The 24,485-nt window shown below is 67.9% G+C and carries 33 protein-coding genes and 4 tRNA genes; 26 read left to right on the forward strand and 11 right to left on the reverse strand.

Annotated elements, in window-relative coordinates:
• Positions 1–23: 23 nt before the first annotated feature.
• Positions 24–1,232: an MFS transporter gene (locus tag ACRSBM_RS43010; RefSeq protein ID WP_434452691.1), complete on the reverse strand. Its 1,209-nt coding sequence runs from the start codon at positions 1,230–1,232 to the stop codon at positions 24–26.
• 122 nt (positions 1,233–1,354) lie between these two features.
• Here ACRSBM_RS43010 and ACRSBM_RS43015 point away from each other — a divergent pair, with 122 nt between their 5' ends.
• Entirely contained in the window at positions 1,355–1,732 is a 378-nt protein-coding gene (locus tag ACRSBM_RS43015; protein WP_434452693.1) for a hypothetical protein, read from the forward strand.
• On the opposite strand, the gene ACRSBM_RS43020 is transcribed toward ACRSBM_RS43015, so the two are convergent.
• Entirely contained in the window at positions 1,729–2,109 is a 381-nt protein-coding gene (locus ACRSBM_RS43020; protein WP_434452694.1) for a hypothetical protein, read from the reverse strand. The two genes, ACRSBM_RS43015 and ACRSBM_RS43020, sit on opposite strands and share 4 nt — an antisense overlap.
• 434 nt (positions 2,110–2,543) lie before the next feature.
• On the opposite strand from ACRSBM_RS43020, the gene ACRSBM_RS43025 reads away from it, so the two are divergent.
• Both ACRSBM_RS43025 and ACRSBM_RS43030 read left to right on the forward strand, forming a co-directional pair.
• The gene (locus ACRSBM_RS43025; RefSeq protein WP_434452696.1) at positions 2,544–3,293 is read left to right on the forward strand and encodes a transglycosylase SLT domain-containing protein; all 750 of its coding nucleotides are present in this window, start codon (positions 2,544–2,546) and stop codon (positions 3,291–3,293) included.
• Between the two features lie 141 nt (positions 3,294–3,434).
• Complete coding sequence (locus tag ACRSBM_RS43030; RefSeq protein ID WP_434452698.1) at positions 3,435–3,584, forward strand: hypothetical protein; 150 nt, start codon at positions 3,435–3,437, stop codon at positions 3,582–3,584.
• A 31-nt stretch (positions 3,585–3,615) separates the two neighbouring features.
• Here the strand turns inward: ACRSBM_RS43030 and ACRSBM_RS43035 are convergent, their stop codons facing one another.
• Positions 3,616–4,647, reverse strand: coding sequence for a LysR family transcriptional regulator (locus ACRSBM_RS43035; RefSeq protein WP_434452700.1), 1,032 nt, complete (start codon positions 4,645–4,647; stop codon positions 3,616–3,618).
• A 286-nt stretch (positions 4,648–4,933) separates the two neighbouring features.
• Here ACRSBM_RS43035 and ACRSBM_RS43040 point away from each other — a divergent pair, with 286 nt between their 5' ends.
• Genes ACRSBM_RS43040 through htpX form a run of 4 tightly spaced genes read left to right on the forward strand, consistent with a single transcriptional unit; the run spans position 4,934 to position 7,165 of the window.
• Positions 4,934–5,296, forward strand: coding sequence for an NADH-quinone oxidoreductase subunit B (locus tag ACRSBM_RS43040; protein ID WP_434453490.1), 363 nt, complete (start codon positions 4,934–4,936; stop codon positions 5,294–5,296).
• A complete protein-coding gene (locus ACRSBM_RS43045; RefSeq protein ID WP_434452702.1) occupies positions 5,293–5,832 on the forward strand; it encodes an NADH-quinone oxidoreductase subunit C in 540 nt (179 codons plus the stop codon). The genes ACRSBM_RS43040 and ACRSBM_RS43045 overlap by 4 nt, the downstream gene beginning before the upstream one ends.
• Entirely contained in the window at positions 5,829–6,281 is a 453-nt protein-coding gene (locus tag ACRSBM_RS43050; RefSeq protein ID WP_434452704.1) for a 4Fe-4S binding protein, read from the forward strand. Before ACRSBM_RS43045 ends, ACRSBM_RS43050 begins: the two co-directional genes overlap by 4 nt.
• Positions 6,282–6,298: 17 nt before the next feature.
• A complete protein-coding gene (gene htpX / locus ACRSBM_RS43055; protein ID WP_434452706.1) occupies positions 6,299–7,165 on the forward strand; it encodes a zinc metalloprotease HtpX in 867 nt (288 codons plus the stop codon).
• 60 nt (positions 7,166–7,225) lie between these two features.
• On the opposite strand, the gene ACRSBM_RS43060 is transcribed toward htpX, so the two are convergent.
• Positions 7,226–7,354: a sugar phosphate nucleotidyltransferase gene (locus tag ACRSBM_RS43060; RefSeq protein ID WP_434453492.1), complete on the reverse strand. Its 129-nt coding sequence runs from the start codon at positions 7,352–7,354 to the stop codon at positions 7,226–7,228.
• A gap of 6 nt (positions 7,355–7,360) precedes the next feature.
• On the reverse strand, positions 7,361–7,852 hold the full coding sequence (locus tag ACRSBM_RS43065) for a YajQ family cyclic di-GMP-binding protein (protein ID WP_045309744.1): 492 nt from the start codon (positions 7,850–7,852) through the stop codon (positions 7,361–7,363).
• A 119-nt stretch (positions 7,853–7,971) separates the two neighbouring features.
• Here ACRSBM_RS43065 and ACRSBM_RS43070 point away from each other — a divergent pair.
• The 3 genes from ACRSBM_RS43070 to ACRSBM_RS43080 all read left to right on the forward strand — a co-directional run bounded on the left by ACRSBM_RS43070 (position 7,972) and on the right by ACRSBM_RS43080 (position 8,943).
• Positions 7,972–8,052, forward strand: a tRNA-Tyr gene (locus ACRSBM_RS43070).
• A gap of 79 nt (positions 8,053–8,131) precedes the next feature.
• Positions 8,132–8,809: a protein phosphatase 2C domain-containing protein gene (locus tag ACRSBM_RS43075; protein ID WP_434452708.1), complete on the forward strand. Its 678-nt coding sequence runs from the start codon at positions 8,132–8,134 to the stop codon at positions 8,807–8,809.
• Positions 8,806–8,943: a hypothetical protein gene (locus ACRSBM_RS43080; RefSeq protein WP_434452710.1), complete on the forward strand. Its 138-nt coding sequence runs from the start codon at positions 8,806–8,808 to the stop codon at positions 8,941–8,943. The genes ACRSBM_RS43075 and ACRSBM_RS43080 overlap by 4 nt, the downstream gene beginning before the upstream one ends.
• Here ACRSBM_RS43080 and ACRSBM_RS43085 read toward each other — a convergent pair.
• Positions 8,940–9,293 (reverse strand): winged helix-turn-helix transcriptional regulator, encoded by a 354-nt coding sequence (locus tag ACRSBM_RS43085; protein ID WP_434452712.1) that lies wholly within the window; start codon positions 9,291–9,293, stop codon positions 8,940–8,942. The two genes, ACRSBM_RS43080 and ACRSBM_RS43085, sit on opposite strands and share 4 nt — an antisense overlap.
• An 83-nt stretch (positions 9,294–9,376) precedes the next feature.
• Between ACRSBM_RS43085 and ACRSBM_RS43090 the strand changes: the two genes are divergently transcribed.
• The 3 genes from ACRSBM_RS43090 (at position 9,377) to ACRSBM_RS43100 (ending at position 11,442) form a co-directional block, all read left to right on the forward strand.
• A complete protein-coding gene (locus tag ACRSBM_RS43090) occupies positions 9,377–10,201 on the forward strand; it encodes an NAD(P)-dependent oxidoreductase (protein ID WP_434452714.1) in 825 nt (274 codons plus the stop codon).
• Positions 10,198–10,932 carry an SDR family NAD(P)-dependent oxidoreductase gene (locus ACRSBM_RS43095; protein WP_434452716.1) on the forward strand — a complete coding sequence of 245 codons (735 nt, stop codon included), beginning with the start codon at positions 10,198–10,200 and terminating at the stop codon, positions 10,930–10,932. Before ACRSBM_RS43090 ends, ACRSBM_RS43095 begins: the two co-directional genes overlap by 4 nt.
• Positions 10,933–11,016: 84 nt before the next feature.
• Entirely contained in the window at positions 11,017–11,442 is a 426-nt protein-coding gene (locus tag ACRSBM_RS43100; RefSeq protein ID WP_434452718.1) for a carboxymuconolactone decarboxylase family protein, read from the forward strand.
• A gap of 109 nt (positions 11,443–11,551) precedes the next feature.
• Here the strand turns inward: ACRSBM_RS43100 and ACRSBM_RS43105 are convergent, their stop codons facing one another.
• Entirely contained in the window at positions 11,552–11,761 is a 210-nt protein-coding gene (locus ACRSBM_RS43105; RefSeq protein ID WP_434452720.1) for a hypothetical protein, read from the reverse strand.
• Between the two features lie 142 nt (positions 11,762–11,903).
• The gene (locus ACRSBM_RS43110) at positions 11,904–12,734 is read right to left on the reverse strand and encodes a GNAT family N-acetyltransferase (RefSeq protein ID WP_434452722.1); all 831 of its coding nucleotides are present in this window, start codon (positions 12,732–12,734) and stop codon (positions 11,904–11,906) included.
• A gap of 29 nt (positions 12,735–12,763) precedes the next feature.
• Between ACRSBM_RS43110 and ACRSBM_RS43115 the strand changes: the two genes are divergently transcribed.
• From ACRSBM_RS43115 to rplA, 12 genes are all read left to right on the forward strand, one after another.
• Entirely contained in the window at positions 12,764–13,516 is a 753-nt protein-coding gene (locus ACRSBM_RS43115; RefSeq protein WP_434452724.1) for a PhzF family phenazine biosynthesis protein, read from the forward strand.
• A 158-nt stretch (positions 13,517–13,674) separates the two neighbouring features.
• Positions 13,675–16,281 carry a putative bifunctional diguanylate cyclase/phosphodiesterase gene (locus ACRSBM_RS43120; RefSeq protein ID WP_434452726.1) on the forward strand — a complete coding sequence of 869 codons (2,607 nt, stop codon included), beginning with the start codon at positions 13,675–13,677 and terminating at the stop codon, positions 16,279–16,281.
• 74 nt (positions 16,282–16,355) lie between these two features.
• Positions 16,356–16,431: transfer RNA gene (locus tag ACRSBM_RS43125), tRNA-Thr, on the forward strand.
• Positions 16,432–16,473: 42 nt separating this feature from the next.
• Positions 16,474–16,546: transfer RNA gene (locus tag ACRSBM_RS43130), tRNA-Met, on the forward strand.
• Positions 16,547–16,774: 228 nt separating this feature from the next.
• Complete coding sequence (gene rpmG / locus ACRSBM_RS43135) at positions 16,775–16,939, forward strand: 50S ribosomal protein L33 (RefSeq protein WP_015105301.1); 165 nt, start codon at positions 16,775–16,777, stop codon at positions 16,937–16,939.
• A gap of 70 nt (positions 16,940–17,009) precedes the next feature.
• Entirely contained in the window at positions 17,010–17,459 is a 450-nt protein-coding gene (locus tag ACRSBM_RS43140) for a MaoC family dehydratase N-terminal domain-containing protein (protein ID WP_434452728.1), read from the forward strand.
• Positions 17,456–17,863, forward strand: a complete 408-nt coding sequence (locus ACRSBM_RS43145) for a MaoC/PaaZ C-terminal domain-containing protein (RefSeq protein WP_434452731.1) — start codon at positions 17,456–17,458, stop codon at positions 17,861–17,863. The genes ACRSBM_RS43140 and ACRSBM_RS43145 overlap by 4 nt, the downstream gene beginning before the upstream one ends.
• A 236-nt stretch (positions 17,864–18,099) precedes the next feature.
• Positions 18,100–18,172, forward strand: a tRNA-Trp gene (locus ACRSBM_RS43150).
• A gap of 34 nt (positions 18,173–18,206) precedes the next feature.
• A complete protein-coding gene (gene secE / locus ACRSBM_RS43155) occupies positions 18,207–18,620 on the forward strand; it encodes a preprotein translocase subunit SecE (RefSeq protein ID WP_434452733.1) in 414 nt (137 codons plus the stop codon).
• 40 nt (positions 18,621–18,660) lie between these two features.
• On the forward strand, positions 18,661–19,467 hold the full coding sequence (nusG, locus tag ACRSBM_RS43160; RefSeq protein ID WP_434452734.1) for a transcription termination/antitermination protein NusG: 807 nt from the start codon (positions 18,661–18,663) through the stop codon (positions 19,465–19,467).
• An 85-nt stretch (positions 19,468–19,552) separates the two neighbouring features.
• Positions 19,553–19,987, forward strand: coding sequence for a 50S ribosomal protein L11 (gene rplK / locus ACRSBM_RS43165; protein ID WP_065915943.1), 435 nt, complete (start codon positions 19,553–19,555; stop codon positions 19,985–19,987).
• A 79-nt stretch (positions 19,988–20,066) separates the two neighbouring features.
• Positions 20,067–20,777, forward strand: coding sequence for a 50S ribosomal protein L1 (gene rplA, locus ACRSBM_RS43170; RefSeq protein ID WP_236216758.1), 711 nt, complete (start codon positions 20,067–20,069; stop codon positions 20,775–20,777).
• Positions 20,778–20,913: 136 nt separating this feature from the next.
• Here rplA and ACRSBM_RS43175 read toward each other — a convergent pair whose 3' ends face one another.
• On the reverse strand, positions 20,914–21,927 hold the full coding sequence (locus ACRSBM_RS43175; RefSeq protein WP_434452737.1) for a GlxA family transcriptional regulator: 1,014 nt from the start codon (positions 21,925–21,927) through the stop codon (positions 20,914–20,916).
• A gap of 84 nt (positions 21,928–22,011) precedes the next feature.
• Between ACRSBM_RS43175 and ACRSBM_RS43180 the strand changes: the two genes are divergently transcribed.
• Positions 22,012–22,902: an NAD(P)-dependent oxidoreductase gene (locus tag ACRSBM_RS43180; protein WP_434452739.1), complete on the forward strand. Its 891-nt coding sequence runs from the start codon at positions 22,012–22,014 to the stop codon at positions 22,900–22,902.
• Here ACRSBM_RS43180 and ACRSBM_RS43185 read toward each other — a convergent pair.
• Together ACRSBM_RS43185 and ACRSBM_RS43190 are read right to left on the reverse strand one after the other, a co-directional pair.
• Positions 22,861–23,631: a methyltransferase domain-containing protein gene (locus ACRSBM_RS43185; RefSeq protein ID WP_434452741.1), complete on the reverse strand. Its 771-nt coding sequence runs from the start codon at positions 23,629–23,631 to the stop codon at positions 22,861–22,863. The two genes, ACRSBM_RS43180 and ACRSBM_RS43185, sit on opposite strands and share 42 nt — an antisense overlap.
• Before the next feature lie 9 nt (positions 23,632–23,640).
• Complete coding sequence (locus ACRSBM_RS43190; RefSeq protein ID WP_434452743.1) at positions 23,641–24,348, reverse strand: hypothetical protein; 708 nt, start codon at positions 24,346–24,348, stop codon at positions 23,641–23,643.
• Positions 24,349–24,485: the final 137 nt, after the last annotated feature.

Raw genomic sequence — 24,485 nt, forward strand, 5'->3', positions numbered from 1 at the left:
GCAGTCTGCTTCGAAGGCCCCCGTCAACGGCGCCGGGGGCCTTCGTCGTGCTGTCCCGCCGGCTCCTTCGGCACCATCACCCACGCCGCCACCGCGCCGACCACCGCGGCAGCACCCGCCACCGCGAACGCCAGAGCGGACGACCTCTCGACCACGAAGCCGCCGACGGCGGACCCGATGGGCATGCCCAGCACGTTGAGGCTGATCGACACGGCCAGCACCCGGCCGAGCTTGTCCGGATCGGTCCGGCGCTGGCGCAGCGTCAACAGGCCCACGTTCACCAGGCCGGACGCCAGCCCGATCGCGATCAGGCCGACGGTGAGCCCGGCCAGGCCGCCGATGGCGACGACCGTCGCGGCGGCAGTGATCGCGATTCCCACGATCATCGCGGCGCGTTCGCGGCCCTCGTGCAGTACGTGACCGACGATCAACGCGCCGACGATGCCCGCGAACCCAGCGACACCCCACAACAGGCCCGCTCGCGTGCTGCCCGCCACCGCCGGCACCGCCACCACCAGAACGCCCCACGCCACTTGATAGAGGCCGTAGGACACGACCAGCGCCCGCAACACCGGGTGCGTGAGTACGTAACGCACGCCCTCGAGAGTGGAGCGCAGCAACGGCCGGTGTTCCGTCTGCACAGGGCGCCCACTTGGCAGCACCACCATGAACGCGCACGCGAGGGCGTAGAGCACGGCGACGACCACCATCGTGGCCTGCCCGCCGGCCAGCGCGAACAACCCGCCCGCGAGCACCGGGCCCAGCACCTCGACCAGGTTGAACAGTCCGATGTCCAGGGCGTTCGCGCGTTCGGCGGCGTGGCCGGGCACCAGCCTCGGCAGCAACACGCGCACCCCGGCGATGTTCAGCGGGCTGGTCAGCGAGTACAGCGCCACCAGCACCAGGACCGCCACGATGTCACCGGAGAAGAACGCCAGTGCGCCCACCAGCACCGCGCTCGCCATCAGGTCGGCCACGACCGACCGCGTCGCCCCGATGCGGTCGAGCAGGGCGCCGGCCACCGGGCTGACGACCAGGCCCGGGGCGACCGCGGCGAACACCACGACACCGGCCAGCGACGGCGACTCGAACACGTCGAGCACGTGCAGCACCAGCACGAAGGTGAACATCTGCTCAGCGAGACGAGAGCACAGCGCCGCGCCGAGCAACGGCCGGACATGCGGCATGCGCACGACCTCGCGGTAGGTCAGCTTCGGCACTGCCCGGCGCATTCGGTTCAGACCTCCAGTGCCTGCCGCGCTGCTCCTGCCGCGTTCCGGCGGACGTTATCCAGGTGCGGCCGGCCTGTCTCCGCGTTTTCCCGGACCGCGCGCAGAGAGCTGGCGTCGAGCGCGTGCCCACCATCCTCGTGATCGGCTTCGACCCGCACACCATCCCCGGCTTCGACCCCGCGCCCGTCGCCGCCGCCATCGAGCGGGGCAGTCAAGTCTTCGCCGAGCTGGGCCTGGCCGAGGACCTCTTCCTCATCGACTTCGCCGAACTGGGCGGCGCGGCCGAGGCCAAGCTGATCGAGCGGCTTCAAACCACGCAGTACGACTGCGTCGTGGTCGGCGGCCGCATCCGCAAGGGTCCCGGGCTGCTGGAGCTCTTCCAGACCGTGGTCAACCTCGTGCACTGGCATCAGCCGCACGCGGCGATCGCCTTCAACGACAGCCCCGGCGACAGCCCCGACTGGGTGCTCAAGGCCCTCGAACAGCGGCGCGACCGTTAGAACAACAAGCCGAACAGCGCGACGAACACGAAAGCCGCCACCACGGTCAACGCCAGCCGCCCACGCCTGCGCATCCAGAACGACTCCGCCACGCCGTACAAGAGGAACGGCAAGAAGCCCGCGATCAGCACCACGGCGGGCACCAGCGCCGACCGCCACACGAGCAGGCAGACGGCCGTTACGAGCGCGAGGGCGGCCACCGTCAGAAGCAGGTCCTGGACCCCCTTGCCGACTTCGCGCGCCAACCACTTCGCAGAACGCCACCGCCGAGCCGGCACCGAGAAGACCCGCTTCTGCCACCAAGGCCGCGCGGCCTCCCGGCGTGCCTGCGGCACGGCCTCCCGCGCCGCCTGGCGCCGCTCCTCACGATCACCCACCGGGTCCTCCCAAACGGAGTGAACCGCCGAAGCGCCCTCTCCGTACCCCTCAGCAGAAACACCGTCCGGTGATCAAATCCCGCAGGTCAGCCCAGCAGAGAGCCCGCAGGCCCGTCAGGAGACAACGATGAGCTCAAGCAGAAAACATGCGGCTCGCTGACTGTCTGTTAGCAGCGTATAGCCCAACTCGTCGCAAACGTGATGAGAGTCACCCAACGGCCGCTCAAGCTTGCCTGAGCTGGTGACGCGAGGTTACGTTCTCGCCCGCCGATAACGGTTTGGTCACCGGCAGGACACAGGAACCACAGCTCGTAGGGTCCAAAGTCCGGCTCGGAATCCCCCGCCGAGACAGCCCGGTGGCCAAGCTCCCCGACGCAGGAGGCTCCCCCTTGGCCCGGCACAGCAAGGCCGCTGGCCGAACCGTGTACACGGTCGTGCCCAGAGCAGAAGTGAAACCCGGCGCGCATCGCGTCGAGGACGACAAGGTTCCGCTGGCTCACCGCGTGAGCGCGATCGTCGTCGCGGCGGGTGTCGCCGCCGGCACCGCGGCCATCGCCAACGCCGCCACCAGCGGCACGGCCACCGAACTCGCCGCGGGCGCGGCCGAGCTGGGCGCTCTCCCCGACCAGCAGGCCAAGACGATCCAGACGGTTCACGACGTGAACCCCGGTAGCCAGGCCGGCCGGCTCCTGCAGCTCCAGCAGATGTACGCGCAGCAGGCCTTCGACCAGGCCACCAAGGTCGCCGCGGACGCGCACGCTCAGCGCGAGGCGGCCGCCAAGGCCGAGGCCGAGCGCCAGGCCGAGATGCGCAAGCCCGCCAAGCAGCGCGAGATCGAGGGCTGGATCAAGGAAGCCATCAAGGTGCTGCAGGCCAACGGCACGAACATCGACAACAGCAGCATCGACGAGATCTACACGATCATCATCAAGGAGTCGAACGGCAACCCCAACGCCGTCAACAACTGGGACTCCAACGCGATGCGCGGCACGCCGTCCAAGGGCCTGATGCAGTGCATCGACCCGACGTTCCGCGCCTACAAGCTGGCCGGTTACGACAACATCCTCGCGCCGGTCGACAACATCATCGCGGGCGTTCGGTACACCTACGCGCGCTACGGCGGCTTCCACAACCACCCCGGGCTGGTCAGCATGAACCTGGGTGGCGGGTACCGGGGGTACTGAAGACACGCCGTGTCGGGGTGCGGGAAACCCATCGGCGGACGATGCTGTCAATTAGGTTCACCCACAAGCATGGCGGCCCTAGCGGGCGCACGCCCGGTAGTGCTCCCATCGAACGCGATCCCCGAACGCAGGGAGTGGCCGATGAACGAGCAACAGGCACGCGACGACGAGCTGGAGAAGATCCGCTCGGAAGCGACGAGCTGGCTGGCCAAGATGGCCAAAGCGCAGCATCGTCCCAACGTCGAGCAACGCAGGCCTGATCACGACGCCATGACACCCGCGGAGAAGTAGTACCAGCGAGAAGCAAGCACCAGCGCCTCGGCTACGGTCGGGGCGCTTCTGCTTGGAAGGCCGACCACAGCAGGTTCAGGGGGTGGTCGGCCGGATGCTTCGCCAGCTCGTCCGTTCGGGCGAAAACTCCCACAAGCCGCTCCAGCGAGTCGTCTGAGAGCTCGACGACGCGTAGGCCTCCTCCCTCCCGGAGCTCGTTGTTCGACGCCACCACGCCCAAACCAGACGTCACGATCATGGCTCCCTGGACGAGGTTCGAGCGCAGCAGCGAGATGCCGTACTGGATCTCGTCGATCTCGGCCGCGATGTCGAGCCCCTGGCGGTAGTCCTGGCCGAACCAGCCGCGCAGGAACTCCGCGATCAACCCCGCCGCCGGCACCACCAGCGGCACCGAGCGCAGCTGTGGCACGCGTACGCGGTCGCCCACGACCGTCTTCGGCAGGTTCGTCAGCAACGCGAGCCCGCCGCGCCGCCACTCGATCACGTCGAACTCCGGCCGCTCCCAGCCGGCACCGGCCCGCGTCACGACGCTGCCGCAGACGACGTCGACCTCCCGCGTCTCGAGCTTTGCCCAGATGTCCTTGGTGCGGATGTGCACGACCTTGAGGTCCACGTCGCGCTCGCGGAACTCGTCCGCGACGTGGTGCCACGCCTTCGCGAGCGTGTCGAGCATGTATCGCGTGGTGCCGACGGTGACGGTCGTTCCGAGCTTGCGGCGGCACTCGTGAATTCCGTCGAGCCACTCCGCGAGCGTCTCGCGCGCCAATTCGACGAGTGACTCACCAGTCGGCGTGAACAACACGTCTTTCCCGCGTCCCTGCTTCACCACGAGCGCTTCGCCGCACAGCTCCACGAAGTTCCTGTTCAACGTGTCCAGCTGCTTCTGCACGCTCGACTGCTCGCGCCCCAACGCCCGCGCCGCCCGCAGCGCCGAACGGGTCTCATGCACCGTCAACAGTGTCCTGAGCTGGTCCATTGTGGTATCCAGGAGAGCGCCGGGCATGTTCAGCAGGCGGTGCAGCGACGTGCTGGTGGGAAGCACCAACTGGGACGAGCCGGACATCGGAACCCTCTCTGATGTTCTATCGATCAGTTGAACTGAACTTGACCGCATTTCACCGACAAATTATCTGCAGATCCTGTCGGCGAATCCCTGGACACTAATCGCGCCGTGTACAAAACTATCCGCGGCGACCACGCGTGGGAGCCGATTCCGGGGGGAATCATTGGGGGTGGGGGTCCGCAGGCGCAAGCCGGCGGGCCCCCAAGTACTACCCTCGCCATTTGTGACGGCTTCCGCTCGCCTGGACAGTGTTGTCTTGAACTGGGGCACCACCTACCGGGTCACCGTGCTTGAACTCGGACTCGCCTGCTGTGGAGTCGAAGTGATGGCAGCCCTCGACCGCCTTCCCGACCTCGGCGTCACGCCGGTCGACGGCGCGGGTGAGGCGCATGTTCTCGTTGTCTCCGGCACCGTCACCGACGTCATGTTGCCCGCTGTCCTCCGCAGTTACGAGGCCATGCCCGAACCCCGCTACGTGATCTCCGTGGGCGCCTGCAGCAACACCGGCGGCCCGTACTGGGATTCCTACAGCGTCACCAAGGGGATCGACCAGGCCCTGCCGGTCCACGTCGCCGTTCCCGGCTGCCCGCCGCGGCCGGAAGCGCTGCTCGAAGGCCTCAAGGCGCTGCACGGGCTGGTGAACGCATGACCACCCCGAAGACGGCGTTCGGCCAGACCATCCACCACGTGGAGCTCGCGGACTGGCTCACGACGGCCACGAACCACCACGAGCAGGGCTTCGTGATGTTCGACTGGCTCGGCGTCGAGGACGCGGGCCGTCCCGGCGCCGCCGGACAGCGGCACGCGGTGTTCCTGCACGTCATCGACCCGCGGACGCGCGAGGGCGTGATGCTGCGCACCGAACTGGGCCCCGGCGACGCGCTGCCGAGCGTCGCCGGCCTCTGGAAGGGCGCGCGGTGGCACGAGCGGGAAGCCGCGGAGATGTTCGGCATCACCGTCGGCAGCACGCCCGAGCACCTCCTGCTCCCGGACAGCTTCCAGGGCCACCCGCTGCGCAAGGACTTCGTGCTCGCCTCCCGCGTCGTGCGCCCCTGGCCGGGCCGGTTGGAACCGGGCGAGGACAACACGAGCGCCCCGAGCCGCCGCCGTACCGCACCACCTGGCGTGCCCGACCCGTCGTGGGGCCCGCGCAGGGAGAACGACCGTGAAGAGGAGCAGCCGTGACGAACCTTCCACCGCGCACGAGGGGCGTTATCGCGCTGTTGGAGGCCAACTGCACGGTCTGCATGATCTGCGCGCGCGAGTGCCCCGACTGGTGCATCCACATCACGAGCCACACCGAGGTCGAGGAACAGCCCGGAAGCGCCCGCCCGCGCAGCCGCAACGTGCTCGACCGGTTCGCGATCGACTACGGCCAGTGTCTCTACTGCGGGATCTGCGTCGAGGCATGCCCGTTCGACGCCCTGCACTGGGCGCCGGAGTTCGGCTATCCGGGAACGGGCTCGATCGAGGGTGACGGGGCGGTCGCGGAGCTGGTCCACGAACGGGACGTGCTCGCCACGTGGGTCGAGAAGGTGCCACCGCCGCCCGCGCTCGACCCGGCTGCCGAGGCCGCGCCGGAAACGGCCACCGGAACCGGCAGGCGGCCTGGTTCGTTGAGAGGTCGGACGTAAAACCCGGAGGCGGAACCGTGCACAAGCACTTCAACGGGTTGAAGACGGCCTTGCTGCTCGGCGGGATGAGCGCGCTGATCGTGGTGGTCAGCAGCCTGTTCGGCCGGACCGCACTGGTCATCGGCCTGGTGTTGGCCTTGGGCGTGAACGCCTACGCGTACTTCAACTCGGACAAGCTCGCGTTGCGGGCGATGCGGGCCCAGCAGGTGTCGCAGGTGGAGCAGCCCGTGCTCTACGCGATCGTGCGGGAGCTGTCGCAGAAGGCGCGCCAGCCCATGCCGAGGCTCTACCTGAGCCCGACGGTCGCACCGAACGCGTTCGCGACGGGCCGCAACCCGCGCAACGCCGCCGTGTGCTGCACCACGGGCATCCTGGACCTGCTCGACGAACGTGAGCTACGCGCCGTGCTCGGCCACGAACTCGCGCACGTCTACAACCGCGACATCCTGATCAGCTGCGTCGCCGGCGCGCTGGCCGGCGTGATCACGATGCTCGCGAACCTGGCCCTGTTCGCCGGCATCTTCGGCGGCGGCGATGACGACGACGGCCCAGGCCCGCTCGGCCTGGTGCTGATCGCGCTGCTCGGCCCGATCGCGGCCACCGTCGTGCGCCTGGCCGTGAGCCGCTCGCGCGAGTTCCAGGCCGACCAGTCGGGTTCGGAACTCACCGGCGACCCGCTGGCGCTGGCGAGCGCGCTGCGCAAGATCGAGCTGGGAACGCGGGCGGCGCCGCTCGCACCGGAGCCGGAGGTGGTGTCGCAGAGCCACCTGATGATCGCGAACCCGTTCCGCCCGGGGGAGCGGTTCGCGAAGTGGTTCTCGACCCACCCACCGATCGCCGACCGCGTCCGCAGGCTCGAGGAGATGGCGCGCAGAGCCCGTTAACGGCCCGGCCGCGCCACCGCCATGAGGTACTCGCACACCGGTCCGGTGCGAACCCGCGGCTCAGCTCCACGAGGTTGACTTCACCTGGTACCCGAACAGCACGCAGCCGTCCAAAGAGGACGCGTGCTGCTTGGAGACGGCCTGCGTGATCGGGTGCAGGCGCGTCCCGCTGCCGCCGGCGAGGACGATGCCGTTTTACCGATAGTTGGTGAACTGCAGGGCGATGCCGAAGTCGGAGCCCTTCAGCAGGGCGATGACGTCCTGCAGGTGGTCCTTCTTCTTGCCCGACACCCGCAACTGGTCGCCCTGGATCTGCGCCTGAACGCCCTTGGGCGCCTCGTCGCGGATCTTCTTGGCGATCTCCTTGGCCTTCTCGGACGTGATGCCCTGCACGAGGTTTCCGGTGACCTTGAACACCTTCCCGGAGATCGCGGGCTCGCCCACCTCGAACGCCTTCATCGAGATGTTGCGCTTGACCAGCTTCTCCTGGAAGACGTCGATCGCCGCCTTGCAGCGCTCCTCGGTCTCGGAGGTGAAGGTGATCGCCTCCTCGCCGGCCCAGGCCACGGTGGTGTTGGTCCCGCGGAAGTCGAAGCGCGTGCTCAGCTCCTTGGCCGCCTGGTTGAGCGCGTTGTCGACCTCCTGCCGGTCCACCTTGCTCACCACGTCGAACGACGGGTCCGCCACGACTTCACTCCTCAACGGTCTCGGGGTCACAGCCAGCGTCGATGCTACTGGGGTACCCCGATTTGGGGCTTCTCGGCGGGGTTATGTATTGTTCTGCCCGCACCGTTACGGCGGTGTGGGGCGGGTTGCCCGAGCGGCCAATGGGAGCGGACTGTAAATCCGTCGCGAAAGCTACAGAGGTTCGAATCCTCTACCCGCCACGCATGACCGATGGGCCTCTGACCGACAAGGTCAGGGGCCCATCGTCATACATCGGCTGTTGGTGCAGAGGGGGACGCTGTGCGCACGCAGATGGCAACCGAGGCGGGAAGGTCGACCGCGCCGAGCGAGGACCGCGCGCTCGTCGGACCGAACTTGCTCGCTGTGCTCGACGGGGTGACGGCGAAGCCGGAGAACGGCTGCACGCACGGCGTCGGCTGGTTCGCCGACCAGTTGTCCGCGGAGATCCTGCGGGTCCCGCACCTCGAGCCGGCCGCGGCACTGCGGGAGGCCATCGCGCAGGCCGCTGAGCTGCACTCCGGCACCTGCGACCTCGACCACCCGGACTCGCCGAGCGCGGCGGTCGGACTGGTTCAGGTCGAGGGCGACGTGCTGCGGTACCTGGTGCTGGGCGACGCCACGGTCGTCGTCGACACCAAGCGCGAGCTGCACGTCGTGAGCGACACGCGGACCAGCCGCACGGCCGGCGCGAAGCCCGCTGACGTCGAGCACGCGCTCACCGGTGAGTTCCCGCTGCGGGACGTGCGCCGCGTCGCGATCCTCTCCGATGGCGCCGCACGTGCCGTCGACCTGTTCCACCTGTTCGATTGGCCCGAGGCTCTCGAACTGATGGCGTCGAACGGGCCGGACGACCTGATCCGCAGAATGCGCGCGGTCGAAAAAGAAGACGCCAAGGCCGTCGAATGGCCGCGCGAGAAGATTTCCGACGACGCGACTGTCGTCTATCTCGACCGGTGACGCTCTCCGCGCTCGACGTCGTTCTGCGGGACGCGTCGAGCGTCCGTTTCACCGAGGTCGGCCGGCCCGCCGAGTTCGTCGCCGCCGCGGTGGAGATCCCGCAGTGGGCAGAACCCCTGCTGCGCAAGGCTTAGTGCCTGGGCGCCGGCTCCACGCCACGGCGGCGCGCGATCGCCGGCATGTTGTCCTCGCCCCAGTCGCCCAACGGCAGCAGCGCCTCGTTCAGCCGGGCGCCCAGCGGCGTCAGCGAGTACTCGACGCGCGGCGGCACCTCGTGGAACACCTCGCGGTGCACGATCTCGTCCGCCTCCATCTCGCGCAGCACCTGGATGAGCATCTTCTCGCTGATGCCGGACACGGACCGGCGCAGCTCACCGGTGCGCATCGGGCCGTGGTGCAGCGCCCAGAGGATGAGCGCCTTCCATCGGCCGCCGATCACGTCGATCGCCGCGTCGAGGCCGCACGCGTACTGTCGTGGCTTCATCCTGGATCCTTACCAAAAAGTGGGTACCTGACAAAATAGTAGGTACTTGTCGTTTCGGCAGCATTAGAACGAGCATTGCCGGCATGGGGATCAAGAAAACCGTGAGCGTGCTCGGCCTCGGCCGGATGGGCAGCGCGCTGGCGAAAGCCCTCGTCGACGAGGGGTACGAAGTCACCGTGTGGAACCGGTCCGGCGACAAGGCGACACCGGCCGGAGCGAGGAGGGTGGGGACGCCGCAGGAGGCGTTCGCGGCGGACGTCGTCGTCACCTGCCTGGCCACCTACGAAGTGCAACAACCGTTGCTTACCAAGGACATCAGGACTCTCGTCAACCTGACGTCCGGCACGCCGGAACAAGCCCGCGCCACCGCGAGGTGGGCGCGGGACAACGGCGTCGAGTATGTCGACGGCGTGATCATGGCGGTGCCGCAGCAGATCGGCACGCCGGGAGCGCGGATCCTGTTCAGCGGTAGCGAGAACCACCACGTGCTGCAGGCGTTCGGCGAGCCGGTCCACGTGGGTGAGGACGCCGGGCTCGCCGCGATGTACGACCTCGCGCTGCTCGGCATCATGTGGGCGACCTTCGGCGGCTACCTGCAGGCGGTCGCGCTCATGGGTACCGAGGGCATCGCGCCGGAGAAGTTCACGCCGATTGCGACGGCCTGGTTGAACGAGATCGGCGCCATGTTGCCCGAGATGGGCGAGAAGATCCGGCACCGCGCCTACGAGACCGACGTGTCCGCTTTGGACATCAACGTGTCGGGCCTGCGCATGCTCGTCGAGGCCAACGAGGGGCAAGGCCTCGACACCGCACTCCCACAAGCCCTGCACGACCTGTACCGGCGCGCCCAGCTGAACGGCCACGGCGCGCACAGCATCGCGAGCGTCATCGAGGTGATCCGGAAGTGAAGTACCTGGGGAAGAAGGCCGTCGTCACCGGCGGCACGCACGGCATGGGCCGCGCGACGGTAGAGATGCTCGTCGAGAACGGCGTGGAGGTGGTGCTGACCGGCCGGACGACGGAGAAGGCCGAGGGCCTCAAAGCCCACGCGATCGCGTCTGACGCGGCCGACCTCGGCGACATCGCCAGGCTCAGGACCGAGGTGGCGCAGCGGTTCGACGACATCGACCTGCTGTTCATCAACGTCGGGTTCTCCACGCTCACACCGTTCGACCAGGCCACCGAGGCCGACTACGACCGCACGTTCGACGTGAACACCAAGGGCGCGTTCTTCACCGCCCAGCACCTGGCGCCGTTGGTCAAGGAGGGCGGTTCGATCGTCTTCACCACGAGCGTCGCCACCGTGCTGGGGTCGCCGGGTCTGAGCGTCTACGCGGGCGCGAAGGCGGCGGTGCGGGCGTTCGCGCGGGGGCTCGCGGCGGAGCTGGCGCCGAGGAACGTGCGGGTCAACGTCGTCAGCCCCGGCTTCATCGACACGCCGTCGATGGGCGTCACGGGCGTGCCGCAGGAGGTGCTCGACGGGTTCAAGGAGGAGGGCGACCGCATCACGCCGCTCAAGCGCCACGGCTCGATGGACGAGGTCGCGAAGGCCGTGCTGTTCCTGGCGTTCGACGCCACCTTCACCACCGGCGCGGAGCTCGCGGTCGACGGCGGTCTCGGCCAGGGCGTGTCCGCGTAGCAGAAATCTTCGAAGAACCTGTCACACCTTCGCCGCCTGCCGGGTCGAGCAGGCGGAAGACGAAGACAAACAGGGAGAACGAAGATGAGGATCGCCAACCCGATTGTGTCCGTGCCCGGCGCGATGAAGGCACTGCTGGACCTGTCCGAGGCGGCGGGGAAGACGGGGCTGGACGGGGACTACGTGGAGTTGATCTGCCTGCGCGTCAGCATCATGAACGGCTGCGGCGCGTGCATCGACTACCACACCAAGCTGCTGCGCAAGGCGAACGTGGCGGACGAGCGGATCTACGCCGTCGCCGGCTGGCGGGACGTGCCGTACTACACCGACGCCGAGAAGGCCGGGTTCGCGCTCGCGGAGCAGATCACGCACGTGCACGTGAGCGACGACGTGTGGGACGAGGCGGCGAAGCACTACACCGAGGAGCAGCTCGCCGGCCTCGTGATCGCCATCGGGGCGATCAACCTGTGGAACCGCATGAACGTGGCCACGCAGCAGAAAGTCGGGTGAAGGGTTGAGGCCGGCGCGCAAGAGCTTCCTCTCTCTTGCGTGCCGGCCTCAGCGCGAAGCATACCCCATGTCGAACATATGTTCGATCATTGGGCGATCAACACGCCGATCAACTCGCGGCGAGTGCCGCCCGGCCGTCGTCGGTCAGTTCCGCGCAGACGCGAAGGCCGAAGCTCGTTGGCTGCGTGGGGCGCAGCAGTCCCGCGTGCACGAGGTCGTGCGTCGCCATCTGGTCGCAGCAGGGCAGTCCGTCGACGTAAAGCTCAGGCTCCACGCCACCTGTGACCTCGGCACGCCCTGCGGCGACAGCCCGCAGCATCGACCTCGCTCTTCCGCTGAGTTCCATCTCGACCCCCCAGGTGTGGTGTCCGAATCCGTGCTACCCCTTTGTCGAAATAGAGGCCGGATTCGTTCCACAAGTACGGGTTCGTGTGGGTTCTTCACTTGTGCGAACGGCTGGATCATGTCGCACTGGGCCGTTCGGGTTGTGCAGACACGCCGTAAGACACGCCGGGAGAAGTGCGCGCCGCGGGGCGGCGGACCCACATCGTCCAGCGCGGCCGGTAGCCCTGCGAGTACCAGAACGGCGTGGAGCGCGGGTTCGGCAGGGCGTGGTGGAGCAGCGTCGATGCCACGCCGGCGCCGTCCAGCACCGCGTGCGCGTGCGCCACGAGAGCACCGCCGGCACCCGTGCCGCGTGCGTCCGGTCGTACGCCGAGATGACCGAGATACGCGAACGGCCGCGCGGAGGTGAACCGCTCCAGCCACCCCGCGTCCTGCGGCATGTCGACGTAGATCATGCCGATGGGCGTGTCGCCGTGGACCGCGAGCCACATCGCCTCGTGGTCGCGGCCGAGCACCCCGGCCAGCGCCGACCGCAGATGCTCGGCGGTGTTCGGACGCTCGGTGACCATGCCGAACGCCGCGTCGTACCGGATCGTGTGCAGGTTCAGCTCGACCGCGATGTCCAGGTCCGCGTGCGTCGCCGCCCGCACGCTCACCCCGGACGGCCGCGGCGCCGGCGAGTGTCCGGCGAGGCGTTCGGCGATGACCGTGAGCGGCGCGAAACCGCGGCGGATCAACGGCAGCGCGCCGGCGGTCTCGTGGCTCGGCAGCGTCACGATCGCCGCGGTGTCCGGGTCGTCCAGGCCGGTGAGGCGGGCCTCCCACGCGTCGAGCAACGCCGGCAGGTCGCAGCCTGGGCGCCAGACCAGGCTGTGCGTGCGCAGCGGTCCCCAGGTCGGGAGCAGGGAGTCCGGATCTGCTTCGCGGTAGGAGAAAGTGTCGGCCACGCCTCATCTGAGCATGGCAGGGTCGCGGTGTGGAGATCTATGTCGTGGACTCGTTCACCAACAAGGCCTTCTCGGGCAACCCCGCCGGTGTCGTGCTCCTGACCGAGCCGCGCGACGACGTCTGGATGCAGGCCGTCGCGGCCGAGATGAAGCACGCCGAAACGGCCTTCGTCACCCCGGACAACCACCTCCGCTGGTTCACGCCCGTGACCGAGGTCGACCTGTGCGGGCACGCCACGCTCGCCACCGCGCACGTGCTGGGCGGGGAGCAGAAGTTCACCACGCGTAGCGGGGTGCTCACATGCGCAAATGACAATGGATGGGTCCGGATGGACTTCCCAGCAGACCCTCCAGAGTTGACTGACCCGCCAATCGGTCTAGCGGAAGCGCTGCCACATGCGACGATCAAGTCGGTGTCGCGCGGACGCTTCGACTACCTGATCGAGTTGGGCAGCGCGGCGGAGGTCCGTTCCCTGCGACCTGACGTCCAAGGACTGGCACAGATTCCGTCACGGGGAGTGATCGTGACGGCGGTCGGCGACGGCGCCGCGGACATCGTCAGCCGGTGCTTCTACCCGGCCTACGGCGTCCCGGAGGACCCCGTCACCGGTTCGGCCCACTGCACCCTTGCGTCCTATTGGGTGCCTCGGCTCCAGCGCGCTGACCTGCTGGCGGAGCAGGCATCGCCGCGCGGGGGGTTCGTCAGGACGACTCTCGACCAAGATCGCGTACTGCTCGCGGGCCAGGCTGTGACGGTGCTCCGGGGACGTCTGAACGGGTAGTCACGTCTGGGTGAATCGACGTCACTACACGTGCTCGACCTGCCATTTCGTACCCCGAGCGGGGTACATTGGTGCCCCTGGAGGGGTCCTGATCGCCAAGTGCGGGACCCCTCAGTCACGCCTAGAGGTTTCCCCACCCAGGCCGACGAGGAGGCTGGATGTCCGACCGAGCGTCGGCCCCCGTGTCGGACTCGGCCGCCTGGTCGGCCAAGTCGACCAACCGCGCGTTCAGCACGTTCGCCGTCACCCTCCTGGTGGCCGGCGTCGTCTGCGCGGGCATGGTCGCGGCCTGGCTGCCGGAGAAGGAGAACACCTCCCTCTTCTGGATCGGCCCGCTTCTCGTCGTCGGCTTCCTGCTGGCGGAACAGCTCGCGATCAACGTCGACGTCCGCAGCGGCGTCGCGTGGACGATCTCCTTCACCGAGATTCCGCTGGTACTGGGCCTGCTGGTAGCCCCGTTCGAGATCGTGCTCGCCGCGCACGTGGTCGCGGGCGTGGGCACGTTGCTCGGCAGGCGGATCCTGGACCGCGCCGTCTACAACGCGGGCCTCATGTTCATGGAGATCTCCGTGGCCTTCGCGGTCGCGGAGGCGGTGAACCGGATGATCGGCGCCGGTGGGCCCTTCTGGGCCGGCGCGTTCGTCGGCACGATCACCGTGCCGCTGCTCGCGAGCGTCCTGGGCCTGTGCGCGTTGCGCCTCATGGGCAAGTCGATGCGCGTCAGCAACAGCCTCCGTCTGGTGCTGCAGACGCTGGTCGTGGCACTGCTGAACACCTCGGTCGGCCTCGTCGCCTACCAGATCGTCTCCACCACCGAGTGGGGCGGCGTCCTCATCGTCCTGGTGCTCGCGGGCATCGTCGCCACCTACCTCGCCTACTCCGGGCTGCTGCGCGAACAGCGCGACCTGGAGGCGTTGAGCGAGGTCAGCCTCCGCGTCGCGAGGTCGGGACAGCACGGCACCGGCCCGCGCCAGCCCGACGACGACCTCACCACGGGCGTGGAAGAGGACGAGTGGCAGCTCATCGCGGAACGCATCCGCGAGCAGCTCAACGCCAACCGGGTCGTGCTGCGCCTGCGCACCGACCCGCAGGAAGCCATGATCACCCTCGTCGCCGGCGAACCACTGCCCGACGAGATGACCGCGACCGACCCGCGGGCCGTGCGTGAGGACCCGGTCCTGCAGCTGCCCGGCACGCACGTCCGCTACTACCGCGTGGCCGACGCGACCGAGGACGTCACCGAGGCCCTGCTGCGCCGCGACGCGCAGGAGGCGCTCGTCGTCCCGTTGCGCGGCGCGACCCAGCTGCTCGGCGCCGTCGAGGCGCACGACCGGCTGTCGCGCTGGCGCGGGTTCGGCAAGGCGGACATCCAGCTGCTGCGCACGCTGGCCTCACACCTCGCGACGGCCGTCGACAACCGGCGCCTGCTCGCCCGCCTGCGCCACGACGCCTACCACGACCCGCTGACCGGCCTGCTGAACCGGCCGGGCCTGCGCGAGGCGTGCGCCGAGCCGTTGCGCGAGTCCCAGCGGGGTGTGGTGCTGCGCATCGACCTCGACATCCTGTCGACGGTCTCCGACGCGCTGGGCCAGGCCTGGGGAAACCGGATGGTCGTCGCCGCCGGACGCCGGCTGCGTGACGCGCTCGGTGCCGACGTGCCGCTGGCGCGGCTGGAGGGTGGCGCGTTCGCCGCCTACCTCGACGACGCCCGCGCCGCCAACGCCCACGAGATCGCGGAACGGCTGCGCGCCGGGCTATCCGTGCCGTACCCGGTCGACCGCCTGACCGTCGAGGCCTCCGCGGTCGTCGGGTACGCGTCCAAAGCGGACTCCGAGACCGAGGACCCGGACCCCGACGCGTTGCTGCAGCGGGCGGACGTCGCCGTGCGCGCGACCTCCGAGGGCACGCCGGTGAAGGCGTACGCGCCTTCGATGGGCCACCTGTTCCTGCGCCGCTTCCAGCTCGTGACGCAGTTCCGCCAGGCCGTCGAGACCGGGCAGATCTCGGTGCACTACCAGCCGAAGGTCGCCCTGCCGTCCCGTCAGGTCGTGGGCGCGGAAGCGTTGGTGCGCTGGACACATCCGGAGTTCGGCCGCGTCGACCCGGACGAGTTCGTGCCCGCCGTCGAGGCCACCGGTCTCGTGGACGTGCTGACGGACTTCGTGATGGACAGGGCCCTGGAACGCGTGCGCCGCTGGCTCGACCGCGGGCTGCGGATGTCCATCGCGGTGAACCTCTCCGTGCGGACGCTCGGCGACGAGGACTTCCCGAACCGCGTGGCGGCCGCGCTGGAGCGCCACGACGTGCCCCCGGGACTGCTGACCTTCGAGCTCACCGAGTCGGGCGTGATGGCCGATCCCGAGCGCGCCCTGCCGGTGCTGCGGCGCCTGCACGCGATCGGTGTCGTCCTGGCGGTCGACGACTTCGGCACCGGCTACTCGTCCCTCGCGTACCTGCGGCAGCTGCCGGTCGACGAGGTGAAGATCGACAAGTCGTTCGTGCTCGGGATGGGCACCGACCTCGGGGACATGGCCGTGGTCCGGTCGATCGTGGAGCTCGGGCACTCACTCGGTCTCGTCGTCGTCGCCGAGGGCGTGGAGGACGACGCCGCGCGCGACCAGCTGGTCGGCATGGGCTGCGACGTCGCGCAGGGCTACCTGATCTCCCGGCCGCTGTCCGAGGACCGCTTCGAGGCCTGGCTGCGGGCACGAACGGTGCAGGTCAGGGGTGCTCGCGATGAGACGGTGCTCACGCTGGTGCACTAGAGGCACCCCCGGATTTCGTTCTTGGTGGGCGGGTGTTGTAGAGTTCTCCTCGCTCGGCAAGCACGAAAGAGCAAGCCCCTTTAGCTCAGTCGGCAGAGCGTCTCCATGGTAAGGAGAAGGTCTACGGTTCGATTCCGTAAAGGGGCTCCATGACTCAGCCGCGATGCGAGCATCGCGGCTTGTGTCGTGTAAAGCGGTGTAGCTCAGTTGGTAGAGCAAGCGGCTCATAATCGCTGTGTCGCCGGTTCAAGTCCGGCCACCGCTACGCGAGTGGGTGGGGCATGTCCGCGGAAAGCGCGGACCTTGTCTCGCTTCGCATAACTTTGGGGGCCAAGCCCCCAAGCCCCCGGTGCGTAGGTTCGACCGGGAAGCTAGGCCCCCGGTGCCATGGTTGACCGGGGTTCCAGGGTGGCAGCTTCGCCGCCCGCCCCGCCAGACGGTAAGCCCGGACTGGGTTTCACGGGGTTCATGTGCTCTCAGGAAGGCAAGGACCGTGGCTGCAACCGACGTACGCCCGAAGATCACCCTCGCGTGCGAGGAGTGCAAGCACCGGAACTACATCACCAGGAAGAACCGGCGCAACGACCCGGACCGCCTGGAGATCAAGAAGTTCTGCCCGAACTGCAAGACGCACCGCGCGCACAAGGAAACCCGCTGAGCGCGTAGCCGGTCTTCGACGAGGCCCGTCCCACACGTGGGGCGGGCCTCGTCGCATATAGGCTCCTTCGGTGCCTCTCGACCCCGCCTTCACCGGACGTAGTTATCCGCCGTCGCAGCCGTACGACGTGAGCCGCGAGAAGATCCGCGAGTTCGCCGACGCCATCGGCGCGACCAGCCCGGCCTACCGCGACGCCGAGGCGGCGAAGGCGTTGGGGCACAGGGACGTCATCGCGCCGCCGACGTTCGCGATCGTCGTGTCGATGAAGACGAACGAGATGGTCATGTTCGACCCGGAGCTGGAGCTCGACTACAGCCGCGTCGTGCACGGCGACCAGAACTTCACGCACCACCGCCCCATCACCGCGGGCGACCAGCTCGTCAGCGTGACGCACATCGACGGCATCCAGTCCCGCATGGGCAACGACATGGTCACCGTGCGGACCGAGATCAGCACGGTCGGCGGCGAGCACGTCACCACCGCCCGATCGATGCTCGTCGTGAGGGGAGAGGACGCATGACCGTCGAAGTTGGTACCGAGCTGCCGGCGCTGTCCGTCCGCCTCAAGCGCGCCGACCTGGTGCGCTACGCAGGCGCCTCACTCGACTTCAACCCCATCCACTGGAACGAGAAGACGGCCAAGGACGTCGGTCTGCCGGACGTGATCGCGCACGGCATGCTCACCATGGCCGTGGCCTCGCGGATCGTCGCGGAGTGGATCGGCGACCCCGGCGCGATCGTCGAGTACGGCTGCCGGTTCGGCCGGCCCGTCGTGGTGCCCAACGACGACGAGGGCGCGCTGGTCGAGGTGACGGCGAAGGTCACCAAGGCCTTCGAGGACGGAACTGTGAAGGTCAACATCAACGCGGCTTTCGACGGCAAGTCGGTGTTGACGGGCGCCTTCGCCCGCGTGCGCGTCGGCTGATCATGTGATCAAGAACACCACCGGGTCACCCGGTCCGGTGGTGTTTGCAGTGCTCACGGCAGATTCGGGTCCCAGTGGTCCTGCGGTTGCGCGACCCTGATTCGTGTTCTCGGCTCCCGTGTGGGTAGGCTGTGCGACAGGCCGCTCGGCAAGTGCTTGAGCGGTCTGGTTGGAATGGACGGGACAGCCTCCCGTACAATTCCTGCTTGGCCAGGGGGTCTCGCTTGAGATCTCAAAGGGGTGTAGCTCAACTGGCAGAGCAGCGGTCTCCAAAACCGCAGGTTGCAGGTTCAAGTCCTGTCGCCCCTGCTGTCGAAGCGTCATGGGTGGAGTGGAGGACGGCATGAGCGAGGGCCGCGAGCAGGACCAGCCGGAGGAGCGCGAAGGCGCTGTCCGGCCGTCCACTGCTGCGGCGCGACGTGAGCGTCGTGCCTCCTCTCGTCCAGCCGCCCGCAAGGACGGCAGCAGCGCTGAGTCGAAGAAGAGCGTCGCCAAGTCCGAGGAGTCGGACGAGGACGTGAAGAAGGGTCGCCCGACCAAGACCCGTGAAGGACAGGAGAAGCGTCCCTCGCTGATCGGGCGGGGCTTCCGCTACATCCGCGAGGTCATCGGCGAACTCCGCAAGGTGATCTGGCCGACGCGCAAGCAGTTGGTCACCTACACCGGCGTCGTGCTGGTGTTCGTGGTCTTCATGGTGGCGCTGGTGTGGGCTCTCGACCTCGGCTTCGGCGCGGCTGTTTTCGAGCTGTTCGGCTGAGCCGGACAGCTGCCGCTGCAACCAGGAAGCGAGATCCACAGTGACCTCCGACAACGGCGTTGACGCCCAGGAGAAGACCGACCTCACCGACGACGAGGTGTCCGAGGACACCACGATCGACGAGACGGTCGAGTCGGAGGCTGTGGACTCCGAGGACTCGGACACCGACGCCGCGGACGAGACCGCCGAGGACGTGGACGTCCTCGCGATCGACGAGTCGCCGATCGACGAAGAGAGCGCCGACCCCGCCGAAGAGCTGCGTCAGGCCCTGCGCCACGCGCCCGGCGACTGGTACGTCGTGCACTCCTACGCCGGTTACGAGAACAAGGTCAAGGCGAACCTCGAGACTCGTATCCACACGCTCGACATGGAGGACTACATCTTCCAGGTCGAGGTGCCGACCGAAGAGGTCACCGAGATCAAGAACGGCCAGCGCAAGCTGGTGCAGCGCAAGGTGCTGCCCGGCTACATCCTGGTCCGCATGGAGCTCACCGACGCGTCCTGGAGCGCCGTCCGCAACACGCCGGGCGTGACCGGGTTCGTCGGAGCCACCTCGAAGCCCTCGCCCCTCACGATCGACGAGGTGCTGAAGTTCCTGCTCCCGCAGCAGGAGCAGAAGCCGGCCGAGGGCGGCAAGAAGGCCGCTTCCACCACCGTGTCGAAGCCGACCATCGAGGTCGACTTCGAGGTCGGCGAGTCGGTCACCGTCATGGACGGCCCGTTCGCCACGCTGCCCGCCACGATCAGCGAGGTCAACGCGGACGGCCAGAAGCTGAAGGTCCTGGTGTCGATCTTCGGCCGGGAGACGCCGGTCGAGCTGTCGTTCAGCCAGGTCTCCAAGATCTGACCGGTCTCCCGGCTGGGAGACCGATCGGCCACGCTGCGGCTGGCAGGGCCGCGCGCGGACACCGCAATAACAGGAAGTACGGACAATGCCACCCAAGAAGAAGAAGCTGTCAGCGATCATCAAGCTGCAGATCAAGGCTGGTGCCGCCAACCCGGCGCCGCCCGTTGGTCCCGCGCTGGGTCAGCACGGCGTCAACATCATGGAGTTCTGCAAGGCCTACAACGCCGCGACCGAGTCGCAGCGCGGTCAGGTCGTGCCGGTTGAGATCTCCGTGTATGAAGACCGCTCGTTCGACTTCAAGCTGAAGACCCCGCCGGCCGCGCGACTCATCCTCGCCGCCGCTGGTGTCGACAAGGGATCGGGCGAGCCCCACCGCGTCAAGGTCGCCAAGGTGACCATGGAGCAGGTGCGTCAGATCGCGCAGACCAAGATGGTCGACCTGAACGCGAACGACATCGACCAGGCCGCGAAGATCATCGCCGGCACCGCCCGTTCCATGGGCATCACGGTCGAAGGCTGATCGCACCCCTTTCTAGCAAGCGTGGGAGAGCCGAGCGCGGCTCATTCACCACGAACTGATCCACGGTAAGGACAGAGTTATGAAGCGCAGCAAGGCCTACAAGGCCGCCGCCGAGCTGGTGGACCGGGAGCGGCTGTACTCGCCGCTGGAGGCCGCCAAGCTCGCCAAGGAAACGTCCAAGGTGAAGCTCGACGCCACTGTCGAGGTCGCGATTCGCCTCGGCGTCGACCCTCGCAAGGCCGACCAGATGGTCCGCGGCACCGTGAACCTGCCGCACGGTACGGGCAAGACCGCCCGCGTGATCGTCTTCGCAACCGGTGACAAGGCCGCCGAGGCCGAGGCCGCCGGTGCGGACGCCGTTGGCTCCGAGGACCTGATCGAGCGCATCCAGGGTGGCTGGCTCGACTTCGACGCCGCGATCGCGACCCCCGACCAGATGGCGAAGGTCGGTCGCATCGCTCGCATCCTGGGCCCGCGTGGCCTGATGCCGAACCCGAAGACCGGCACCGTGACCCCCGAGGTCTCGAAGGCCGTCAACGACATCAAGGGCGGAAAGATCAACTTCCGCGTTGACAAGCAGGCCAACCTGCACTTCGTCATCGGCAAGGTGTCGTTCGACTCCGAGAAGCTGGTCGAGAACTACGCGGCCGCGTTGGATGAGGTCCTTCGGGCCAAGCCTTCCGCGGCCAAGGGGCGGTACGTCAAGAAGGTCACCGTCTCCACGACTATGGGGCCTGGTATTCCGGTTGACCCCAACCGCACCCGCAACCTGCTGGTGGATGAGGCCTGAGCCTCGGTTTGTCTAGTTTTTGGGAAGGCCTCCGGTTCGCCGGGGGCCTTTCTTTTTGCGTAGGTGGTCGCCATTGAGCCTTTACCGGGTCGGGTCTATTCATCGCCGCTTCGCGACGATTGCGTTGGTTGCGTCATTACCGCTGCTCAGCAGGGTCGGCGGTCGCCTCAGCTGCGCCATTGGCCCTGTATGTCTGCCGGTAGTCGCTTGGGGTTTTGCCTACCTGCTTCAGGAAGTGGTGGCGCAGGTTGTTCGCCGTGCCGATGCCACTCAGGCCCGCGATTCTCTCCACGGACAGGTTGGTGGACTCCAATAGCGCCTGCGCCCTGGCGATGCGTTCGTTGAGCAGCCACCGCAGTGGTGTCGTGCCGGTGGTGGCGTGGAGTCGGCGGTAGAACGTTCGTGGGCTCATCGCCGCTCTGCGGGCCAGGTCCTCGATTGTCAGGGGCTCGTCCAGGCGGGTTCTTGCCCAGTCGAGGGCTGAGTCGAGGCTTTGGTTGTCGCTTGCGGGGATGGGGAGGTCGATTACCTGGCTCCGGCTGCCTGGGCGGTGTCCTGGCACGATCATTCGGCGGGCCAGTTGGTTGGCTACGTGGGCGCCCAGGTCTTGGCGGACCAGGTGCAGGCAGAGGTCCAGGCCTGCGGTCATGCCTGCGCTGGTCAGTACGTCGCCCTCGTCTACGTAGAGGACTGAGTCGTCTACCTGGATTTTTGGGTAGCGCTCGGCCAGTAGGGCGGTGTGCATCCAGTGTGCGGTTGCTCTGCGGCCGTCCAGGAGGCCTGCTTCGGCCAGTGCGTAGGCGCCGACGCATTGCGAGACGATTCGTGCGCCGTTGTCGTGGGCCTTGCGTAGGGCTGAGACCAGTTCGGGTGGGACTGGGGCGTTGTCCTCGATTACTTCCTCTGGCACCCATGAGACGAAGACGGTGTCCGCGTCTGCGGCGTCGTCGAGGGTGTGTGTGGTGTGCAGGGTGAAGCCTGGGTTGGCGCCTCTGGTGTTGGAGCCGGTGCCGCACAGCCGGAGTTCGTACCAGGGGTCGGCCAGGTCTGGTTGTGGTGTGCCGAAGACGGCGGCGGGGATGCCCAACTCGTAGAGGTCGGCTACGCCGAAGTCGCTGGGGACGATGAGGGCGACGGATCCAGCGCTCATGCGACCCAGCCTATGGCAGGAATTTGGTGAAGGGCGTCAATCCGGTCACTGGTTGGGGTGATCACCTGCGGCGAGGGTGGAGGCATGACATCTGAAGCGATCACCGTGCTGGGACTGGGCAATCTTGGGCGCGCGTTGGCGGAGACGTTCGTGCGGGCCGGGTATGCCACCACGGTTTGGAACCGGTCTGCCGAGAAGGCTGTTGGGCTTGGGGCTGGCGTGGCGGGGAGTGTTCGGGAGGCGGTCGCGGCCAGTGAGCTTGTGGTGGTTGCCGTGCTTGACCATCAGGCGGCGCAACGGGTTTTGAGTGGTGTGGACGTGCGTGGGCGGGCGCTGGTGAACCTCACGTCCGGAACACCTGGTGACGCGCGTGAGATGGCCGAGTGGGCTGCCGAGAACGGGGCCGAGTACCTGCACGGCGCGGTTTATGCGGTGCCTCAGACGATCGGTACCGATGCGTCCTCGATCATCTACAGCGGTTCCCCTGTTGTGTTCGAGCGCTGGCAGAAGCAGTTGGCGCTGCTGGGGAAGGCGACGTTCCTGGGGGCGGACGCCGGTCGTGCCTCCGGGTACGACGTGGCGATCCTTTCCGGGATGTACGGGCTGCTCGGCGGGTTTCTGCACGCTGCCGCGCTGGCGCGGGCCGGTGGCATCAAGGTCAGCGAGCTGACGCCGATGATGTTGTCCTGGTTGACGGATCTCCAGCCCGCGCTGGCCACGTTCGCGGAGGAGATCGACGGCGCGAGCTACGACAGTGCCGAGTCGAGCATTGCCATGAACCGGTCGGGAGTGGCCACGCTCATCCGGGCCACTGAGGCGCAGGGGGTGCCGTTCGCGGCACTCGACGCGTTCAAGGCCCTGGTCGATCGGCAGGTCGACGAGGGACACGGGGAGGCTAGCCTCTCCCGTGTCGTCGAGTCGTTCGGCCTTGTGTCACAACGGTTTGCGGGCGGACAGCAGGAAGACCGTCAGTGACGCCAGGAAGTCGCCGCCGCGCAGGTCGGCCAGCCATCGTTCGCCGTCCGTGCGCTCGATGGCTCCCGCGCGCATCGCTCGTTCCGTGTTGCGGGTGAGGGCGAGGGTGTAGTCGGCCCTGGCGAAGTCGCGGAGGACTGTCGTGGCGGCGCGGACGGTCTCGACCTCGAAGCCGGCTTTCCTTGCCAGACGGGGTAGTTCGCGGCCGATCGTGGCGTTGCGGACCATCGTCGAGCAGACGAACCGGTTGAAGGCCCTGTTCATCTCCAGGTCGCCGGCGACCACCAGGGCGTCCCAGTCGGGTTCGGCGATGCGCAGCAGGCCGCCGGGCTTCAGGGTTCGGTGGAGTTCGGTGAGGACCGTGGCCGGGTTCTCGACGTGCTGCAGCGCGCGGTCCATGCGGGCCCGGTCGGCGGTGCCGGGGTCCACGGGCAGCGCGTGGGCGTCGCCGAGGCGGATCTCCACCTGCGGGTAGTAGTTCAGCAGGCTCCTGGCCGCCCCTGCCATGGCCGGGTCCACGTCGACGCCGATGACGCGGCCCGATGTCGTGACCGCGTCGGCCATCACCGGCAGGTCCGTGCCGGGGCCGCAGCCCACGTCGAGGACCGTGTGGCCGGGCCTCAGGTCGAGCGAGACGAGCAACTGCTGCTTGTAGTCACGACCGAGGTCGGCGGCGTCTGCCAGGTATTCGACCTTGTCGGGGCTGGGCACCCCCAGCGCGTTTGCCATGCACCCAAATCAACCACAGGTGCTGGGGCTCCAGTCGGTGATGACCCAGCCCGAGTCGACCTTCTCGACGACGAACGTGCCCAGGCGGGGGCCGCCGTCGACGGTCAGGTCGCACGAGTCGACGGTGATCTTGGTCGTGGTCGGCGTCTTCATCATGTCCGGCGGAAACGCCATCTGCTCGTACTTCGCGACGCTGGTGACCTGGGACTTCAGCTTCGCGAAGGCTTCCGTGCAGTCTGCGGCGCCGTACGCCTCCGCGAACTTCTGCTGGGTCTCTTCCTTCACCATCAGGGGGCAGCCGAGAGCTGGGTTCCCATGCGCCACGTGGTTGTAGAACAAGCCCACGGTGCCCTGCTGGCCCGTCGGTGACCGTGGCCCCTGCGCCGAGCCGGTGACGCCGCCGCTGTCCTGCGCGACGTCGCCGGGGTCGTCCACGCCGAAGAAGTGGTTGTAGGCCCACATCGCCGAGAAGACGACGAGCAGGAAGAACAGCGCGCGCCAGAAGATCCGGCTGCCGAGCACGACGAGCCACCAGCGCCTGCCGCCCGGCTGCTTCGGGGCCTGGGGTGCCTGGCCCGTGGCCTCCTGGTAGCGCTGATACTCCTGGAAGCGCTGGAACTCCTGGAACTGCCGCAGCTGCTCCGGATCCATCGGCGGGGCGGGCGGTTGCGGCTGCGGCTGGCGGGGCGCGAGGTCCTTGCCGGGCTCGTCGGTCACACGTCACATCATGCCGATTTGGATCGCCGGTACACAGTCGAGTACTGTTTTCGATGGTTCTACCGAAGACCGCAGGTTTTCTCCGCGAGGAGAACGAAGGCCCCGTTGCAACACGGGCGGCCCGCGCAGGGAGGACG

It is taken from the genome of Lentzea xerophila (genome assembly GCF_051094245.1).
In the GTDB taxonomy this organism is placed as follows: Bacteria; Actinomycetota; Actinomycetes; order Mycobacteriales; family Pseudonocardiaceae; genus Lentzea; species Lentzea xerophila.

Coding starts and splice junctions, on each gene's coding strand:
- ACRSBM_RS43010 (WP_434452691.1), bottom strand. CDS start 1,232: ATGCGCCGGGCAGTGCCGAAGCTGACCTACCGCGAGGTCGTGCGCATG.
- ACRSBM_RS43030 (WP_434452698.1), top strand. CDS start 3,435: ATGAACGAGCAACAGGCACGCGACGACGAGCTGGAGAAGATCCGCTCG.
- ACRSBM_RS43035 (WP_434452700.1), bottom strand. CDS start 4,647: ATGTCCGGCTCGTCCCAGTTGGTGCTTCCCACCAGCACGTCGCTGCAC.
- ACRSBM_RS43045 (WP_434452702.1), top strand. CDS start 5,293: ATGACCACCCCGAAGACGGCGTTCGGCCAGACCATCCACCACGTGGAG.
- ACRSBM_RS43085 (WP_434452712.1), bottom strand. CDS start 9,293: ATGAAGCCACGACAGTACGCGTGCGGCCTCGACGCGGCGATCGACGTG.
- ACRSBM_RS43090 (WP_434452714.1), top strand. CDS start 9,377: ATGGGGATCAAGAAAACCGTGAGCGTGCTCGGCCTCGGCCGGATGGGC.
- ACRSBM_RS43100 (WP_434452718.1), top strand. CDS start 11,017: ATGAGGATCGCCAACCCGATTGTGTCCGTGCCCGGCGCGATGAAGGCA.
- ACRSBM_RS43105 (WP_434452720.1), bottom strand. CDS start 11,761: ATGCTGCGGGCTGTCGCCGCAGGGCGTGCCGAGGTCACAGGTGGCGTG.
- ACRSBM_RS43120 (WP_434452726.1), top strand. CDS start 13,675: ATGTCCGACCGAGCGTCGGCCCCCGTGTCGGACTCGGCCGCCTGGTCG.
- ACRSBM_RS43145 (WP_434452731.1), top strand. CDS start 17,456: ATGACCGTCGAAGTTGGTACCGAGCTGCCGGCGCTGTCCGTCCGCCTC.
- secE (WP_434452733.1), top strand. CDS start 18,207: ATGAGCGAGGGCCGCGAGCAGGACCAGCCGGAGGAGCGCGAAGGCGCT.
- rplK (WP_065915943.1), top strand. CDS start 19,553: ATGCCACCCAAGAAGAAGAAGCTGTCAGCGATCATCAAGCTGCAGATC.
- rplA (WP_236216758.1), top strand. CDS start 20,067: ATGAAGCGCAGCAAGGCCTACAAGGCCGCCGCCGAGCTGGTGGACCGG.
- ACRSBM_RS43175 (WP_434452737.1), bottom strand. CDS start 21,927: ATGAGCGCTGGATCCGTCGCCCTCATCGTCCCCAGCGACTTCGGCGTA.
- ACRSBM_RS43180 (WP_434452739.1), top strand. CDS start 22,012: ATGACATCTGAAGCGATCACCGTGCTGGGACTGGGCAATCTTGGGCGC.
- ACRSBM_RS43185 (WP_434452741.1), bottom strand. CDS start 23,631: ATGGCAAACGCGCTGGGGGTGCCCAGCCCCGACAAGGTCGAATACCTG.